This is a genomic window from Pseudomonas sp. LM13, from assembly GCF_041381355.1.
GTDB lineage: Bacteria > Pseudomonadota > Gammaproteobacteria > Pseudomonadales > Pseudomonadaceae > Stutzerimonas > Stutzerimonas frequens.
Genome location: NZ_JACBXH010000001.1, coordinates 467,897 through 483,530 on the forward strand (window position 1 = coordinate 467,897; position 15,634 = coordinate 483,530).

At 64.6% G+C, this 15,634-nt stretch carries 17 protein-coding genes; 4 read left to right on the forward strand and 13 right to left on the reverse strand.

What is annotated here, in order from left to right:
- Positions 1 to 106 precede the first annotated feature (106 nt).
- On the forward strand, positions 107 to 1,291 hold the full coding sequence (locus HZR81_RS02120) for a BaiN/RdsA family NAD(P)/FAD-dependent oxidoreductase (RefSeq protein ID WP_500127200.1): 1,185 nt from the start codon (positions 107 to 109) through the stop codon (positions 1,289 to 1,291).
- Between the two features lie 28 nt (positions 1,292 to 1,319).
- Here the strand turns inward: HZR81_RS02120 and HZR81_RS02125 are convergent, their stop codons facing one another.
- The 6 genes from HZR81_RS02125 to HZR81_RS02150 form a co-directional block, all read right to left on the reverse strand.
- Complete coding sequence (locus HZR81_RS02125) at positions 1,320 to 1,502, reverse strand: hypothetical protein (protein WP_102838861.1); 183 nt, start codon at positions 1,500 to 1,502, stop codon at positions 1,320 to 1,322.
- A 62-nt stretch (positions 1,503 to 1,564) separates the two neighbouring features.
- Positions 1,565 to 1,876 (reverse strand): hypothetical protein, encoded by a 312-nt coding sequence (locus HZR81_RS02130; protein ID WP_500127201.1) that lies wholly within the window; start codon positions 1,874 to 1,876, stop codon positions 1,565 to 1,567.
- 131 nt (positions 1,877 to 2,007) lie between these two features.
- Positions 2,008 to 4,254, reverse strand: coding sequence for a putative bifunctional diguanylate cyclase/phosphodiesterase (locus HZR81_RS02135; RefSeq protein ID WP_500127202.1), 2,247 nt, complete (start codon positions 4,252 to 4,254; stop codon positions 2,008 to 2,010).
- Positions 4,255 to 4,468: 214 nt separating this feature from the next.
- A complete protein-coding gene (locus HZR81_RS02140; protein ID WP_063540733.1) occupies positions 4,469 to 4,942 on the reverse strand; it encodes a PA2171 family ribosome-binding persister protein in 474 nt (157 codons plus the stop codon).
- An 88-nt stretch (positions 4,943 to 5,030) separates the two neighbouring features.
- Complete coding sequence (locus HZR81_RS02145; protein ID WP_063540732.1) at positions 5,031 to 5,309, reverse strand: DUF3509 domain-containing protein; 279 nt, start codon at positions 5,307 to 5,309, stop codon at positions 5,031 to 5,033.
- 177 nt (positions 5,310 to 5,486) lie between these two features.
- Complete coding sequence (locus HZR81_RS02150) at positions 5,487 to 6,101, reverse strand: class I SAM-dependent methyltransferase (protein WP_500127203.1); 615 nt, start codon at positions 6,099 to 6,101, stop codon at positions 5,487 to 5,489.
- A gap of 322 nt (positions 6,102 to 6,423) precedes the next feature.
- Between HZR81_RS02150 and HZR81_RS02155 the strand changes: the two genes are divergently transcribed.
- On the forward strand, positions 6,424 to 6,804 hold the full coding sequence (locus HZR81_RS02155; RefSeq protein WP_011914922.1) for a response regulator: 381 nt from the start codon (positions 6,424 to 6,426) through the stop codon (positions 6,802 to 6,804).
- Positions 6,805 to 6,865: 61 nt separating this feature from the next.
- Here the strand turns inward: HZR81_RS02155 and fba are convergent, their stop codons facing one another.
- From fba to HZR81_RS02190, 7 genes are all read right to left on the reverse strand, one after another.
- Positions 6,866 to 7,930, reverse strand: coding sequence for a class II fructose-bisphosphate aldolase (fba, locus tag HZR81_RS02160; RefSeq protein WP_133455413.1), 1,065 nt, complete (start codon positions 7,928 to 7,930; stop codon positions 6,866 to 6,868).
- A gap of 175 nt (positions 7,931 to 8,105) precedes the next feature.
- The gene (locus tag HZR81_RS02165; RefSeq protein ID WP_063540728.1) at positions 8,106 to 8,441 is read right to left on the reverse strand and encodes an MliC family protein; all 336 of its coding nucleotides are present in this window, start codon (positions 8,439 to 8,441) and stop codon (positions 8,106 to 8,108) included.
- Positions 8,442 to 8,461: 20 nt separating this feature from the next.
- Positions 8,462 to 8,659, reverse strand: a complete 198-nt coding sequence (locus HZR81_RS02170) for a hypothetical protein (RefSeq protein ID WP_013984292.1) — start codon at positions 8,657 to 8,659, stop codon at positions 8,462 to 8,464.
- 115 nt (positions 8,660 to 8,774) lie between these two features.
- A complete protein-coding gene (locus tag HZR81_RS02175; RefSeq protein WP_500127204.1) occupies positions 8,775 to 9,935 on the reverse strand; it encodes a phosphoglycerate kinase in 1,161 nt (386 codons plus the stop codon).
- Positions 9,936 to 9,984: 49 nt separating this feature from the next.
- A complete protein-coding gene (gene epd, locus HZR81_RS02180; RefSeq protein WP_500127205.1) occupies positions 9,985 to 11,031 on the reverse strand; it encodes an erythrose-4-phosphate dehydrogenase in 1,047 nt (348 codons plus the stop codon).
- Positions 11,032 to 11,137: 106 nt separating this feature from the next.
- On the reverse strand, positions 11,138 to 13,135 hold the full coding sequence (gene tkt, locus HZR81_RS02185) for a transketolase (protein WP_063540725.1): 1,998 nt from the start codon (positions 13,133 to 13,135) through the stop codon (positions 11,138 to 11,140).
- Between the two features lie 86 nt (positions 13,136 to 13,221).
- Complete coding sequence (locus tag HZR81_RS02190; protein ID WP_013984296.1) at positions 13,222 to 14,145, reverse strand: LysR substrate-binding domain-containing protein; 924 nt, start codon at positions 14,143 to 14,145, stop codon at positions 13,222 to 13,224.
- 156 nt (positions 14,146 to 14,301) lie between these two features.
- On the opposite strand from HZR81_RS02190, the gene HZR81_RS02195 reads away from it, so the two are divergent.
- The gene (locus tag HZR81_RS02195) at positions 14,302 to 14,964 is read left to right on the forward strand and encodes a TauD/TfdA family dioxygenase (RefSeq protein ID WP_500127206.1); all 663 of its coding nucleotides are present in this window, start codon (positions 14,302 to 14,304) and stop codon (positions 14,962 to 14,964) included.
- The gene (locus HZR81_RS02200) at positions 14,961 to 15,563 is read left to right on the forward strand and encodes a LysE family translocator (RefSeq protein WP_133455407.1); all 603 of its coding nucleotides are present in this window, start codon (positions 14,961 to 14,963) and stop codon (positions 15,561 to 15,563) included. The genes HZR81_RS02195 and HZR81_RS02200 overlap by 4 nt, the downstream gene beginning before the upstream one ends.
- Positions 15,564 to 15,634: the final 71 nt, after the last annotated feature.

The window sequence follows — 15,634 nt, forward strand, 5'->3', positions numbered from 1 at the left end:
ATCAGAACACAACGCAGGTCGATTGACGTCGGCGCCTCGTCGGATGCCTGGCTGCAGCGAAACCGCGAGCGGAGTACCATCGCGCGTTTTCCGGCGAGGTAACACAGTGGTGCAGACTGACGTGGTGGTAATCGGCGCCGGTGCCGCCGGCCTGATGTGTGCATTTACCGCCGCCGCGCGCGGCCGCCAGGTGCTACTGCTGGACCACGCCAACAAGGCCGGCAAGAAGATCCTCATGTCCGGTGGCGGGCGCTGCAACTTCACCAATCTCTATACCGAGCCGTCGAACTTCCTCTCCAGCAACCCGCACTTCTGCAAGTCGGCGCTGGCGCGCTACACCCAGTGGGACTTCATCGAGATGGTCAGCCGCCACGGCGTGCCCTATCACGAGAAGAAGCTCGGCCAGCTGTTCTGCGATAACAAGTCCAGCGACATCCTCGAGATGCTGCTGGACGAATGCGCGCAGGCCGGCGTGGATCTGCGCCTGGACACCGCCGTGACAGCGATCGAGCGGCTCGATCAGGGGTATGCGCTGCAGACCGGCATTGGCGCGGTGCGCTGCCAGTCGCTGGTGATTGCCACTGGCGGGCTGTCGATCCCGACCCTCGGCGCCAGCGGCTTCGGCTACCAGATCGCCCGCCAGTTCGGCCACAACGTGCTGCCGACCCGCGCAGGGCTGGTGCCATTCACCATCACCGACCCGCAACTCAAGACCATCTGTAGCGAACTGTCCGGCACCTCGGTGGAGGATTGCCTGGTCAGCTGCAACGGGCAGAGCTTTCGCGAGAACATCCTGTTCACCCATCGCGGCCTGTCCGGACCGGCGATCCTGCAGATCTCGTCGTTCTGGCAGCCAGGCGACGTGGTGCACATCAATCTGCTACCGCATCTCGAGCTCGGCGAATGGCTGGTGACGCAGAAGCAGGAACGGCCGAACATCGAACTGAAAACGCTGCTCGGCGAAGTCTTCACGCGCAAGATGGCCGGGCTGCTGTGCGAGCACTGGTTTGACTCCCGACCGCTGAAGCAATACGGGCCCAGTGAGCTGGAGGCGATCGCGAACAAACTGGCGGACTGGCAGCTGGTACCCGCGGGGACTGAGGGTTACCGGACGGCGGAGGTCACGCTGGGCGGGGTGGATACCCGCGAAGTTTCGTCCAAGACCATGGAATCGCAGAAGTCGCCAGGGCTGTACTTCGTCGGCGAGGTACTGGACGTTACCGGCCACTTGGGCGGGTTCAACTTCCAGTGGGCCTGGGCATCCGGCCACGCCGCCGGCCAGTTCGTCTAGCGGACGCTGCCGGAGCAGGCCGCCCGGATTACTCGTTGGTTCGGTTGGAGGGTGGCGAAATCTCCCGCGGCCCCGCCGGGTCGGTCGCGGTGTTCTGATATTCCTGCTGGTTGCGGGTGTTGTTGTCGTAGGCAGATCTTTCATCGTCCGGCGAGCAGCCCAGCAATGTGAGGGCAGCCAGCGCGCCGGCCAACGCATGTATCGGCTTCATCTTCGTCTCCGGTTGAGGGCACCCCCGCATGTGCGGAGGCGCCTGGATCAGATGCGCGGCGGTTACTGGGAAGTGCCGGTGCCAGTGCTCGGTGCGGTGCCCGAACCGGACTCGGTGCCCAGCCCGCTGCCGTTGTCGGCCGGTGGGGTTGCCATGCCGCCGGAAGTGCCGGTGCCGGTGCCAGTTCCGGTGCTTGGTGCGGTGCCGGTACCAGTGCCGGTGTCTGCAGGCGGCGTGGTGGTGTTGGTGGAAGGCGCGGCAGGCTGCTCGGTAGTCGCCGGCGGCGGAGTCGGCTCGCGCTCGCGGTCTTCATCCGGACCGCAACCTACCAGCAGAAGTCCGAGCACGGGGGGCAGCAGATAGCTAAGACGCATGATTAACCTCCTTCAGAGTGAACCGGCGGGTGGCCGGCAATCGCTTGAATCATCAGATTCACAGAAGGTTGACCCTGTCTTGGCACAAGAGTGCCCTGCCCGCCTGGTCGGTTATCCGCAGCGCAGCTCGATCAGCCCGATAAGGCCTCAGTTGACAGGCGCTCCGCTGCCGCCGGACGCCGCAGGCTCCACAGGCCGTCCAGACACCGCTCGCCGTCGAACAGCCGCTGCAACTCCGCCGCCGGGCGCGGCGGGCTGAGCCAGTAGCCCTGGATCGTCCGACAACCCTCGGCGCCGAGAAAGACCACCTGCTCGCAACGCTCCACACCCTCGGCGACCACCGCAAGGCCCAAGCTCTGGCCGAGCCCGATGATCGCCCGACTGATCGCCACCGAATCGGTATCTGCCGGCGCCGCGGCAATGAAGCTGCGATCGACCTTCAGGACATGCAGCGGGTAGCGCTTCAGGTAGCCGAGCGAACAGTAGCCGGTGCCGAAATCGTCCAGCGCCAGGCGCACGCCCAGCGCCGCGATCTCGCGCAGGCAACTGAGCATCATCTCGCTGTCGTGCATCAGCAGCGTCTCGGTGATCTCCAGCAGCAGGCTCTGCGGCGGCAGCCCGGTTTCTTGCAGTACGCGCGCCAGCAGCGCGGCGAAGTCAACCTGCTGCAGCTGACGTATCGACAGATTGACCGCGCAGTACAGCAGAGGCTGTCCCGCCTGCTGCCAGCGGCGGACCTGCCGGCAGGCTTCGCGCAGCACCCACTCTCCGACCCGGACGATCTCGCGCGACTCCTCCAGCACCGGAATGAATTCGTTGGGCGCCACCGCCTTGTCATTGAAGCGCCAGCGCAACAGTGCCTCGACGCCAAGCAGATAGGGTTGATCGCCCACCACCCGGCAGATCGGCTGAAAGTGCAAGGTGAATTCGCGGCGGGTCAGCGCCTGCGCCAACGCGCTTTCGAGTTCCAGCTGGCGTGCCGCCTTGCTGTGCAGACCATCGCAGAACAGGGCGAACTGGTCCTTGCCGGCGCTCTTGGCCCGGTACAGCGCCAGATCCGCCGCCTGCAAAGCGTTGAGTGCCTGCCCGTCGCGCTGCAACGGCGCGATGCCGATGCTGGCGCTGACCGACAGGGTGCGCTCGCCCAGCTGCAGCGGCTCGCGCAGGGCAATCAGCATGCGCTGGGCAACCCGCTCGGCGTCGGCTTCGCAGGCCAGGTCGCCGAGCAGGGCGACAAATTCGTCACCGCCGAAACGCGCCAGGTGATCGCCCGGCCGCAGGCAGCGCAGCAACCGCTGCGCCACTTCGACCAGCACCTTGTCGCCGGCGCCATGTCCGAGGCTGTCATTGATCAGCTTGAAACGGTCCAGATCGACGAAGAGCAATGCGGCGGCACGCCCATGCGGGCGTTGCTGAACCTCCTTGAGTAGCTCTTCCAGGTGCAGGCGGTTGGCCAGCCCGGTCAGCGAATCATGGCGCGCCGCATGCCGCAGGCATTCCTCTGTCGCCTTGCGTGCGCTGATGTCAGTCTGCGAACCGGCCAGGCGCAGCGTGCCCAGCTCGCAGCGCTCGGCGACGCCGCGCAGCAGCACCCATAGGTATTCACCGCGTTCGGTGCGCACCCGGTACTCGTGGGTCAGCGAGGCGGTGTGTCCGTTGAGATGATCGGCGATGGCCTCGCGCAGGCCCGGCAAGTCGTCTGGATGCACCCGCCCGAACCAGTCGCGGCTGGTGTAGTCGGGCTGCGACGGCATTTCCAGCATGGCGGTCCAACGCTCGGACAGGTGCAGCTGGTCATGCTCGATGTCCCATTCCCAGATGCCGTCTTCGGAGCCACGCAAGGCGCGGGTCAGACGCGCCTCGCTGTCTTCCACCGCGTGCCGCTGAGCGGCGCTGTAGGTGTCGATGGCCAGAATCATGTCGAAGAAGACGATCTTCAGCAGGCTGTCATAGGCCGCCTGCTGCTCGCCTTCGCCCAACAGGGCCCGCAGCATGTCCGACAGGTACAGCCGGTAAGCGCCGAGATACCATTCCAGATCGACACCGACGCGCTGGTGCACCAGGCCGACCAACAGGCGGTCGCGCACGTAATCACGCTCGTACGGGCCGTTCCAGAGTCGCCGGTAGTAATCCTGCTGACGCTGCTTGAGACGTGCCAGGCCGACCCCATCGTTCTGCATGACCGTTGGCTGGCCGAACGTGGCGAGATGCGTATAGAGCCGCTCGATAAAGGCGTGATGAGCCGGTTCAAAGTCCGCGGCGAGCCGATTCAGGCGCAGCGCATCAGCGGTCTGCCATTGTAGGAAACGCTTACGCGTCAGGATCTGATCGAGTCCCAGACCAACCCGATGCAGCAATGACCTCAGCTCGTCTTCCATGCCCGCCCCTGTCGATGCTGGCCCAACCACACCTCCACACCCGGCTTGCAGCCAGCTGAGTGTGGTGAGTGCGCCAGCTGATGCTATAAAGCCATCAAGGGTAGCAGCGACGCTTCGTCGCATTATTGATGCACGTCAGCAAAGACGAAGGTCCGCTCGGAAGCTAGGAGCGCGGGATACCGGGTCGGGCGATCCCGGTATCCAGGCGAACGGATCAGGCGGCCTGCTTGCCAGCCATCTCCTTCTTCAAGCGGGTGCGCAACTGGCTCATCTGCTCACCCATCTCCTCGAGTCGCTTGGCATCGAACAGTTCTCGCGCCTGCGGGAACATCTCCGACTCCTCTTCCTCGATATGGTGCTCGAGCAGTTCCTTGCATACCTTGGCGCGCCCGGAGAATTCCACACTTCCGGGGTCGGTGGCCTTGAGATCCGGTAGCACCAGCGAATCGACGGCGCGATGCTCTTCCTTGGCCTCGTGGAACATCTTCAGTTCTTCCTTGCCGCCCGCTTCCTTGTAGGCCGGATAGAGGATCTGCTCTTCGAGCTGGGTGTGAATGGTCACTTCCATTTCCAGCTTGCTCAGCAGATCGGTGCGCGTCTTCACGGCGCGCTCGGTGGACTCGGTCAAGCGCGTCAGCAGGTCCTTCACGCGCTCATGGTCCTCAATCAGCAGGTCGATGGCGTTCATGTGTTGTCCTCTTCAGCTTCACGGCAAAGGAGCCGAACCGCGACGTTCGGCTCGAAGGGCTGCGGCGTGGGCGGCAGCCGGTAGGAGCTCAGGCGTACTCGTATGTCGGCAGTGCGGTACGGCTCTGGCTCTGCAGATGCGCGATGGATGGAGACATCCCGGCCTCCAGCGCCAGATCCCGGCGAACCGAGCTGACGACCCACTCCAGTTGAATCTTCGTCTGGGTCTGCCCCTTCGACAGCGCTCGCTTGACCAGCGTGCGGTCATCGTTGCGCAGGGTCAGCAGCAAGCCGCCATCCGGGCGTGGCTCGGTGAGTACTTCGAACTCAGGGAAAGCGGCAGTGAGGAATTGTTGTGCAGCGGTCATTGTTCTGTACTCCAGTAAAGTTCCAGCGAACATTACGGGAGCAGCGTTCGTGCCAATCGCGGATTATTATTTTTATTCTTATAAAACAATGAGTTAAGTAAAACTCACATTTCATCCGACCGTGCAAAACGCAACATGAAGTGTGACGCAGCTTGCATTCTGCGGCCTGCGCTACCGCTAAGCCTTGCGCCAGACGCTCGCCAGCCAGGGCTGCTGGGCACGCGGCAAGCCGGCCGGACGATAGTAGTGCTCCAGTTCGGTGAAACCGGCAGCCAGCAACCGCTGGCGCCAGGCAGGCCAGTCGTACCAGACGCCGTAGCGGTCGCCGCTCCATCCTTCCTCGTTGTGACCGCGCGGATTGGAACAGAACAACACCCCGTCCGGCCTCAGGGTTTCGTGCAGCTGCGCCAGCACCCGGGGCAGCTCACGGCTGGGCACATGAAACAGCACCGCGTTGGCGAATACACCGTCGAACGACGCTGACGGCAGCTGCAGCTGCAAGAGGTCTTGTTGCCAGACCTCACAGCCGCTCTCGGCGCGGGCCATGTCGACGAATGCCTCGGTGCCATCCAGTCCTACGGCTACATGCCCTCGCGCCTTGAAAGCCCTGAGATCGCGCCCAGGACCGCAACCGAGATCAAGGATGCGCAGGGGAGGCTCGGCCCGAATGTGACGCAGAAGGGCATCAATGTTCTGGCTGACGTCATGTTCGCGCGTGCCCTCTCGAAAGGCCTGTGCATTGCTTCGGTAATGATCGAGCGTGCGCTGTGCCGCGCTCCACGGGTCGCTCATGGTCTCTCCTGCAAGAATGATCAAGGGCAACCCTAGCGCGGCTGGGCGCCGCGAGCCAGCCCACACGCTCCCAGCTGGGCGCCCCCAGCTAGGCGCCCCCAGCTAGGCGCCCCCAGCTAGGCGCCCCCAGCTAAAGTCGACATTGAGCGCAGTGCTGAAAGCGTCGAGTATGATCGCAAGCGTGCACCAGCGCACAGCGGCAGCCGACACGACGACCGTTCAGCCGCAGGACTGAAACTTGCAGCGCGTAACCTGTCGAAACCCTGTCCGGCTCCTTGCTACGGGCGGGCATGCAGCACGTAACGCAACATCGAGACCCACCATGAATCACGCCCTGCCAAAAATCGTACTGCTCGTCGAAGACGAGCCGCATATCCTCAGCCTGCTCTCGGACTATCTGGCCAGCGAGGGCTATCAGGTGCTGGAAGCGGACAGTGCGCCCAAGGCTTTCGAGATCCTGGCGACCAAACCGCATCTGGATCTGCTGGTCACCGACTTCCGCCTGCCGGGCAATGTCTCCGGAGTGATGATCGCCGAGCCCGCACTCAAGCTGCGGCCGGAGCTGAAGGTGATCTTCATCAGCGGCTATCCCATCGAGATCTACGAATCCGGCAGCCCCATCGCCCGCTCGGCACCGGTGCTGGCCAAGCCCTTCGCGCTGGACACCTTGCGCTGCCAGATCCAGGAACTGCTCGCCAGCTGAGTACTGCCGGCGCGCAGAAACGAAAAAGCCCGCATCAGCGGGCTTTTTCATGTCCGAGCGATCAGTTGATCTTCGGATCCAGCTCGCCATTGGCATAGCGCTGGAACATGCCTTCCAGCGAGATCGGCTTGATCTTGCTGGCATTGCCGGCAGTGCCGAAGGCTTCGTAGCGGGCGATGCAGATGTCGCGCATGGCGGCGACGGTCTTGGCCAGGTACTTGCGCGGGTCGAACTCGCTGGGGTTCTTCGCCAGGAATTCGCGGATCGCGCCGGTGGAGGCCAGACGCAGGTCGGTGTCGATGTTGACCTTGCGCACGCCGTACTTGATGCCCTCGACGATCTCCTCGACCGGCACGCCGTAGGTTTCGCCGATCTCGCCGCCGTACTCGTTGATGATCTTCAGCCACTCCTGCGGCACCGACGAGGAACCGTGCATCACCAGATGGGTGTCCGGGATGCGCGCATGGATTTCCTTGATGCGCTGGATCGACAGGGTGTCGCCGGTCGGCGGCTTGGTGAACTTGTAGGCGCCGTGGCTGGTGCCGATGGCGATGGCCAGGGCGTCGACCTTGGTCTTGGCGACGAAGTCGGCAGCCTCTTCCGGGTCGGTCAGCAGCTGGCTGTGATCGAGCACGCCCTCGGCGCCAACGCCGTCTTCCTCACCGGCCATGCCGGTTTCCAGGCTGCCCAGGCAACCCAGCTCACCTTCCACGGAAACGCCGCAGGCATGGGCGAAGGCCACGGTCTGCTGGGTGACGCGAACGTTGTAGTCATAGTCGGCCGGGGTCTTGCCGTCTTCGCGAAGCGAGCCGTCCATCATCACCGAGCTGAAACCCAGCTGGATCGAACGCTGGCAGACGTCCGGGCTGGTGCCGTGGTCCTGGTGCATGCACACCGGGATGTGCGGGAATTCTTCGATCGCCGCCAGGATCAGATGACGCAGGAACGGCGCACCGGCATATTTGCGCGCACCGGCGGAAGCCTGGACGATCACCGGGGAATCGGTCTTGTCGGCCGCTTCCATGATGGCGCGCATCTGCTCGAGGTTGTTGACGTTGAAGGCCGGCACGCCGTAGCCGAACTCGGCGGCGTGGTCGAGCATCTGGCGCATGCTGATGAGTGCCATGTTTTCCTTTCTCCCGGTCTGGGTCGTTTGATCGTGTAGAGCCTGCCGCAGTGGCCGACGCTGTTCAAGCGCCGCACGCTGGGCGCGGCATTGTAGAGGCGGGAGCGACAAATGCCAGCGTCCCGCCAGCTTTCAATTGGTGCCCCGCAGCCGCGAGGCGTTCGCAACGTGTCGCCTAGAGGCTGATGAGCGATGCGCTGCAGCCGTGGGCCAGCACCTTGTCATCGGTGACGCGATACACCAGCGCCTGGTTGCCTCTGTCATGGAAAGCGATTACGCCATCGCTATAGAAAGTGCCATGCGTTGCAGGTTCCTTGCGCAACGTATGAATCCGCTCGCTGTCGCCGATCTTCAGATCGATGACGTTGCGTTCGGCATTGGCATAGCGCCAGGCGATGTGCTGCTGGCTCTGGCACTTCCAGCGCACGAACGGTGCGTCCGGGCCGGACTGCCAGTGCCCGCACCCGCCGAGCAGCAGCGCGGCGAGCAGCATGGGCAAGCCTTTGTTCATTCCATCTCCTCGAGGCGAAATCAGTCCGGACAGTCTTGCAGTCCGCCCTGGGTAACGACGGTCGGATCGCCAGTGGCCTGCATCTGCATGCGCTGATCATGCTCGGCGGTCGGGCTGAGCACCGGCGGCGGGTCGAGCACCTGACAGGCGGTATCCGGTGAATTGCCGGCGCAACCGGCCAGGCCCAGGCAACAAACGGCAACAGCGATGTAGCGCATGGGGAATCCCCTTTCCTTGTTCCGATAAGAACAAAGACCACGGCGAGCCGCCGGGGTTGCCGCTTGCATCAGCGGGCAGCCAGTACCGAGGACGACACTGGCTGCCCGATTGGTATCAGCTGGCGCGCTGTTCCAGCACCTCGACCGCCGGCAGCACCTTGCCCTCGACGAACTCGAGGAAAGCGCCGCCACCGGTGGAAATGTAGGAGATCTGCTCGGCCACGCCGTACTTGTCGATCGCCGCCAGGGTGTCGCCACCGCCGGCAATGGAGAACGCCGGGCTCACGGCGATGGCCTGGGCCAGCACCTTGGTGCCGTTGCCGAACTGGTCGAACTCGAACACGCCCACCGGGCCGTTCCAGAGAATGGTCTGCGAAGCCTTGAGCATCTCGCCGAACATGGCCGCGGTTTTCGGCCCGATGTCCAGGATCATGTCGTCGTCGGCGACGTCGGCGATGGCCTTGACCGTGGCCTCGGCGCTCTCGGCGAACTCCTTGGCGACCACCACGTCCACCGGCAGCGGCACGGCAACCTTGGCCGCGATGGCCTTGGCGGTGTCGATCAGATCGGCCTCGTGCAGCGACTTGCCGACCTTGTAGCCGGCCGCGGCGAGAAAGGTATTGGCGATGCCGCCGCCGACGATCAGCTGGTCGCAGATGTCGGCCAGCGAGGTCAACACGTCGAGCTTGGTCGATACCTTGGAGCCGGCGACGATGGCCACCATCGGCCGCTGCGGCTTGTCCAGCGCCTTGCCCAGCGCGTCCAGCTCGGCGGCCAGCAGCGGGCCGGCACAGGCGACCTTGGCGAACTTGGCCACGCCATGAGTCGAGCCCTGGGCGCGATGAGCGGTGCCAAAGGCATCCATGACGAAGACGTCGCAGAGGGCAGCGTACTTCTGCGCCAGCTCGTCGGTGTTCTTCTTCTCGCCCTTGTTGAAGCGCACGTTCTCCAGCAGGACCAGCTCACCCGCCTTGACCTCGACACCGTCCAGGTAATCCTTGACCAGCGGCACCTCACGGCCGAGGGCCTTGGACAGGTAGTCGGCGACCGGCTTGAGGCTGTCTTCCTCGCTGTAGACGCCCTCTTCCGGACGGCCCAGGTGCGAGCAGACCAGCACCGCGGCGCCTTTCTCCAGCGCCAGCTTGATGGTCGGCAACGAAGCCAGGATGCGCGCATCGCTCTTCACCGCGCCATCCTTCACCGGCACGTTGAGATCCTCGCGGATCAGCACGCGCTTACCCTGGAGGTCGAGATCGGTCATCTTCAAAACGGTCATGTTGGTCTTCCTTAAGGTCGAGAAGCAGCGATGTTGCAAGCGCGTGCCGCTACGGGCGATGGGCCACGCGCAGGTAATGGTCGGTGACGTCGAGCATGCGGTTGGCGAACCCCCATTCGTTGTCGAACCAAGCCAGCAGGTTCACCAGGCGCGGGCCGGAGGCACGGGTCAGGCTGCCGTCGACGATCGCCGAATGCGGGTCGTGGTTGAAGTCGCAACTGGCATGGGGCAACTCCGTGTAGGCCAGCAACCCCTGCAACGGGCCGCTTTCGGCGGCCTCGCGCAGCACCTTGTTGATGGTCTGAGCATCGGTATCGCGCGCCGTCTGCAGTGTGATGTCCAGGCAGGAGACGTTCACCGTCGGCACCCGCACGGCTTTGGCCTGAATCCGCCCGGAGAGTTCCGGCAGCAGGCGTTCGATGCCTTTTGCCAGGCCGGTGGACACCGGAATCACCGACTGGAAGGCCGAGCGGGTGCGGCGCAGGTCATCGTGATGGTAGGCGTCGATCACCGGCTGGTCGTTCATCGCCGAGTGGATGGTTGTGATCGAGGCGAACTCGATGCCCACCGCATCGTTGAGCAGCTTGAGCAACGGCACACCGCAGTTGGTGGTGCAGGAGGCGTTGGACACCAGCCGCTCGGAACCCGTCAGCTGCCCCTGATTGATGCCCATCACCACCGTGGCGTCGACATCCGCCGCGCTGGCCATCGGCTGGGAAAACAGTACCCGCGGCACACCCGCCGCAAGGAAGCGCTCGCCATCGGCACGGCTGGTATACGCGCCGGAGCACTCCAGCACCAGATCGACGTCGAGCGCCCGCCAATCGATGGCTTCCGGGGTCGACTCGCGCAGCACCTTCACGCAGTGCCCGTTCAGATGCAGGCAGTCGCCATCGACACTGACGTCGCCGGGGAAGCGGCCATGGGTGGAATCGAAGCGGGTGAGGTATTCCAGGCTGGCCATGTCGGCCAGGTCGTTGAGGGCAACGAACTGGAAATCGAAGGCAGCGCCGCGCTCATACAAGGCACGCAGCACGCAGCGACCGATGCGGCCGTAACCGTTGAGGGCGACGCGATAGGGACGGGCGTTGGCCATGGGAGTCGTCGGTCCTGGCGGTGGAAAACCGCTGCGCGGGTTTTCCACCCTACGCAAGGGGGCGTGACGTAGGGTGGATGACCAGAGTCATCCACCGCCGCTCGATTCAGTCTTCCAGCAGCTCTTCGGCCACCGAGAGGATGTTGTCGACGGTGAAGCCGAATTCCTCGAACAGCTGACCGGCCGGAGCCGACTCGCCGTAGGTGGTCATGCCGATGATGCGGCCGTCGAGACCGACGTACTTGTACCAGTAGTCCGCGTGGGCCGCCTCGATGGCGATGCGCGCACCGACTTCCACCGGCAGTACCTGCTGCTTGTAGGCCGCGTCTTGGGCGTCGAACACGCTGGTGCAGGGCATCGAGACGACGCGCACCTTGCGGCCCTGCTCGGTCAGCTTGTCGGCAGCCTGCACCGCCAGGCTGACTTCCGAACCGGTGGCGATCAGGATCAGCTCCGGCTCGCCGGCGCAGTTCTTCAGGATGTAGCCGCCGCGGGCGATGGCCGCTTCGGTTTCATTGTCGCGCACATGGAACGGCAGGTTCTGCCGCGAGAAGATCAGCGCGCTCGGGCCGTCCTTGCGCTCGACCGCGTGCTTCCAGGCCACCGCGGACTCGACGGTGTCGGCCGGGCGCCAGGTGTCCAGATTCGGCGTGGTGCGCAGGGCGACCAGCTGCTCGACCGGCTGGTGGGTCGGACCGTCTTCGCCGAGGCCGATGGAATCGTGGGTGAACACGTAGATCACCCGCTGTTTCATCAGCGCCGACATGCGCACGGCGTTGCGGGCGTATTCCATGAACATCAGGAAGGTCGCGCCGTAGGGGATCAGGCCGCCGTGCAGGGCGACGCCGTTCATGATCGCGGCCATGCCGAACTCGCGCACGCCGTAATACATGTAGTTGCCCGAAGCATCCTCGGCCACCACCGGCTTGCAGCCCTTCCACAGGGTCAGGTTGGAGCCGGCCAGGTCCGCCGAGCCGCCAAGCAGCTCCGGCAGCAGCGGGCCGAAGGCGTTCAGGCAGTTCTGGCTGGCCTTGCGGCTGGCGATGGTTTCGCCCTTGGTGGCGACTTCACGGATGAACTCGCTGGCCTTCTCGGCGAAGTCCGCCGGCAGCTCGCCGGCCATGCGCCGCTTGAACTCGGCAGCCAGCGCCGGGAACTCGGCCTCATAGGCGGCGAAGCGCTTGTTCCACTCGTTCTCGGCGTCGGCGCCCTTCTGCTTGGCGTCCCACTCGGCGTAGATCTCGGCGGGGATTTCGAACGGCGGGTGGTTCCAGCCCAGCGCTTCGCGGGTCAGGGCGATTTCGGCATCGCCCAGGGCAGCGCCGTGGGACTCTTCCTTGCCCTGCTTGTTCGGAGAACCGAAGCCGATGATCGTCTTGCAGCAGATCAGTGTCGGGCGTGCGCTCTTGCGCGCGGTTTCCAGCGCAATCTGAATCTCGTCGGCGTCATGCCCGTCGACATTGCGGATCACCTGCCAGCCATAGGCCTCGAAGCGGCGCGGGGTGTCGTCGGTGAACCAGCCATGCACCTCGCCATCGATGGAGATGCCGTTGTCATCGTAGAAGGCGATCAGCTTGTTCAGCCCCAAGGTGCCGGCCAGCGAGCAGACCTCGTGGCTGATGCCTTCCATCATGCAGCCGTCGCCGAGGAACACGTAGGTGTTGTGGTCGACGATCTCGTGGCCGGGGCGGTTGAACTGCGCGGCCATGACCTTCTCCGCCAGGGCGAAGCCGACGGCGTTGGCCAGACCCTGACCCAGCGGGCCGGTGGTGGTCTCGACGCCGGCGGTGTAGCCGAACTCCGGGTGGCCCGGGGTCTTGCTGTGCAGCTGGCGGAAGTTCTTCAGGTCGTCGATGGACAGGTCGTAGCCGGTCAGGTGCAGCAGCGAGTAGATCAGCATCGAGCCATGGCCGTTGGACAGCACGAAGCGGTCGCGGTCGGCCCACTGCGGGTTGGTCGGGCTGTGCTTCAGGTGGTCGCGCCAGAGCACTTCGGCGATGTCCGCCATGCCCATGGGGGCACCGGGATGGCCGCTGTTGGCTTTCTGCACGGCATCCATGCTGAGTGCGCGGATGGCATTGGCTCGCTCACGACGGCTGGGCATCGCTGAATCTCCTGCGGGGGTGTACGTAGAAAAAGGCGGCCATTTTCCCCTACCGAGGGTGGCCGGGGCAATGACTGAATCGGCCGTCAATCCAACAGTTCGACGCCTTGGCGGGTCACATCCGGCAGGTGTTCGAGCAGGTAGTCGCGCATGCGCGCAAGCGTCGCCGACTCGCTACCACCGCCTGGCCACACCAGGTAATAGCTGTCGCCGGAGCGCACCGCCTGACGCAGCGGCAGCACCAGGCTGCCGCGCTGCAGTTCGGCACCGACCAGGGCCAGATCGCCGATCGACACGCCATGGCCCTGGGCGGCGGCGGAGATGCCCAGTTCGAGGGTGTCGAACAATTTGCCCTGCTGCCAGGCGACCTCATCCACGCGCCCGGTGCGCTGCAGCCAGCGCCGCCAGTCACGGCAGTCACGCGACGGGTGAATCAGCTCGGCCGCCGCCAGCTGCTCGGTGCTCCAGGGCGCCGCGCCGAGCAGTTCCGGCGCGCAGACCGGCACCAGCCATTCGTCGAACAGCTTGACCCGGCGCCAGTCGGCCGGAAAGCCGCCGTTGCCCAGCAGGATCGCGCAGTCGAACGGCTCGCTGTGGAAATCCACCGCGTCCAAATCCATCCAGGCGCTGGTGAGCTGCACACGATTCTGCGGATGAGCCAGCTGAAAGGCGTTCAGCGCGCCGAGCAGCCAGCGCATGGTCAGCGTCGAAGGCGCCTTGAGGCGAAGCGCGCCGCGCTGGCGCGTCACCGCGACGCAGGCGTTCTCGATGGTACGGAAACCGATCTTCAGCTCCTGCGCCAGCAGGCGGCCGGCATCGGTCAGCACCAGCCGCGAGCCATGTCGCTCGAACAGCTGGCAATCCAGATGCTCCTCCAGCGTCTTCACGTGCCGGCTTACCGCACTCTGGGTGATGAACAGGCTCTGCGCCGCCTGGGTGAACGAGCCGAAGCGCGCCGCCACCTCGAACGCACGTAGCGCATACAGAGGCGGCATGCGCGGTACTGCCATAACGGATTCCGGCATGACTAAAACTCATCCTTAGCGGCTGTTTTTTCCATTTTTCAATCCTCATGCACCTCCCAATACTGCGCCAGCTAAGGGTCGTAGGCCAACCCCGCCAAAACACCCATCACGCCAGCACATACAAAAGTCAGGGACGGATGTATGCACAACGATCATTACGAGACGCTTCTGGCCCGCGCCGTGACCAAGGGCGCGCTGCAGCATGAGCAGATCGGCGATATCCTCAATTTCAGGCTGTTCGGCAACAAGCGCGGCTACCTGACACTGGAAAACCTGCCGGTCGGCGATATCCCGCCCACCCCGCCCAGCCGCGAACAGCTGAACAAGCCCGACGAGAGCAGCGAACGCCTGTTGCTGCAGGCGACGGCGCTGCTGGGCGAGCCGATCGAAGAGCAGGCCTTCTTCCTCACCGAGCCGTACAACTTCCTGTCCGACTACGGCCCCACCGGCAAGAACCAGCGCATCGACATCAACCGCCACCAGACCATCCTCTATGGCGATCCGGACGCGCCCTTCTTTCGTTTCGACCCGCAGTTCATGCTGGCTTTCAGCAGCCGCGCCCAGCAGCTGATGGACAAGCTGCGCAACATCGCCTGGGAAGTGGTCGAGCCCGTGCGCCTGAACCGCGGCGACATGCTGATCATCGACAACCGCCGCACCGCCCACGCGCGCAGCCCCTTCAGCGCGCGCTTCGATGGCAGCGACCGCTGGATCCAGCGCGCCTTCGCCATCACCAATCCCAACTTCTACGCCGAGCGGCTGGGCAAGCGCAGCCGCGTATTCGGCCTGGTGACCGAACTATGAACGCCACCTACCTCGCCTTCGCCGCCGCGGTCGCACTGCTGATCGCCTCCCCCGGACCGGTGGTCGCCCTGGTGGTGGCCGACGCTCGCCGCCGCTGGCCGCTGTGGACGATTCTCGGTGGCGTGGTATCGGCCCAGGTACTGATGATCGCCGCGCTGGTGATGATCTACCTGGCGCTGGACCTGCAACCGATCGTGCTCGAGGCCGGCCAGATCCTTGGCGGGCTCTACCTGATCTGGCTCGGCTGCGACGGCCTGTGCGGCGGCCGCAGCGACACCGCCACGCCAACCCGCAGTGAAGCGCACTATTTCTGGCGGGCCATGGCGGTGGGCCTGTCCAACCCGAAGGACATCCTGTTCTTCCTCGCCTTTCTGCCCGGCTTCATCCTGCCCGCGCAGCCGTTCGCGCCGCAGGCGACGGTGCTCATCCTGATCTGGGCAATCATCGACCTGAGCATCCTGCTCACCTACAGCCTGCTGTCGCGCCGCCTGGCCGGCGAAGGGCTGATCCAGCGTCTGCTGGATATCCTGCCCAACTACTTCCTCATCGGCCTGGGTCTGGTCTCCTGCACCCTCGGACTGTCCCGCCTGCTGCATTGACCCTGCGCCAGCAAGGGCAATATCAAAACTTTTTGATATTGCCCTTGCTGGGTGAAAACGGTCCGACTAGA

Coding starts and splice junctions, on each gene's coding strand:
- HZR81_RS02195 (WP_500127206.1), top strand. CDS start 14,302: ATGCACAACGATCATTACGAGACGCTTCTGGCCCGCGCCGTGACCAAG.
- epd (WP_500127205.1), bottom strand. CDS start 11,031: ATGGCCAACGCCCGTCCCTATCGCGTCGCCCTCAACGGTTACGGCCGC.
- HZR81_RS02200 (WP_133455407.1), top strand. CDS start 14,961: ATGAACGCCACCTACCTCGCCTTCGCCGCCGCGGTCGCACTGCTGATC.
- HZR81_RS02135 (WP_500127202.1), bottom strand. CDS start 4,254: ATGGAAGACGAGCTGAGGTCATTGCTGCATCGGGTTGGTCTGGGACTC.
- tkt (WP_063540725.1), bottom strand. CDS start 13,135: ATGCCCAGCCGTCGTGAGCGAGCCAATGCCATCCGCGCACTCAGCATG.
- fba (WP_133455413.1), bottom strand. CDS start 7,930: ATGGCACTCATCAGCATGCGCCAGATGCTCGACCACGCCGCCGAGTTC.
- HZR81_RS02175 (WP_500127204.1), bottom strand. CDS start 9,935: ATGACCGTTTTGAAGATGACCGATCTCGACCTCCAGGGTAAGCGCGTG.
- HZR81_RS02145 (WP_063540732.1), bottom strand. CDS start 5,309: ATGACCGCTGCACAACAATTCCTCACTGCCGCTTTCCCTGAGTTCGAA.
- HZR81_RS02190 (WP_013984296.1), bottom strand. CDS start 14,145: ATGGCAGTACCGCGCATGCCGCCTCTGTATGCGCTACGTGCGTTCGAG.
- HZR81_RS02170 (WP_013984292.1), bottom strand. CDS start 8,659: ATGCGCTACATCGCTGTTGCCGTTTGTTGCCTGGGCCTGGCCGGTTGC.
- HZR81_RS02140 (WP_063540733.1), bottom strand. CDS start 4,942: ATGAACGCCATCGACCTGCTGATTGAGGACCATGAGCGCGTGAAGGAC.
- HZR81_RS02125 (WP_102838861.1), bottom strand. CDS start 1,502: ATGAAGCCGATACATGCGTTGGCCGGCGCGCTGGCTGCCCTCACATTG.
- HZR81_RS02165 (WP_063540728.1), bottom strand. CDS start 8,441: ATGAACAAAGGCTTGCCCATGCTGCTCGCCGCGCTGCTGCTCGGCGGG.
- HZR81_RS02130 (WP_500127201.1), bottom strand. CDS start 1,876: ATGCGTCTTAGCTATCTGCTGCCCCCCGTGCTCGGACTTCTGCTGGTA.
- HZR81_RS02150 (WP_500127203.1), bottom strand. CDS start 6,101: ATGAGCGACCCGTGGAGCGCGGCACAGCGCACGCTCGATCATTACCGA.
- HZR81_RS02155 (WP_011914922.1), top strand. CDS start 6,424: ATGAATCACGCCCTGCCAAAAATCGTACTGCTCGTCGAAGACGAGCCG.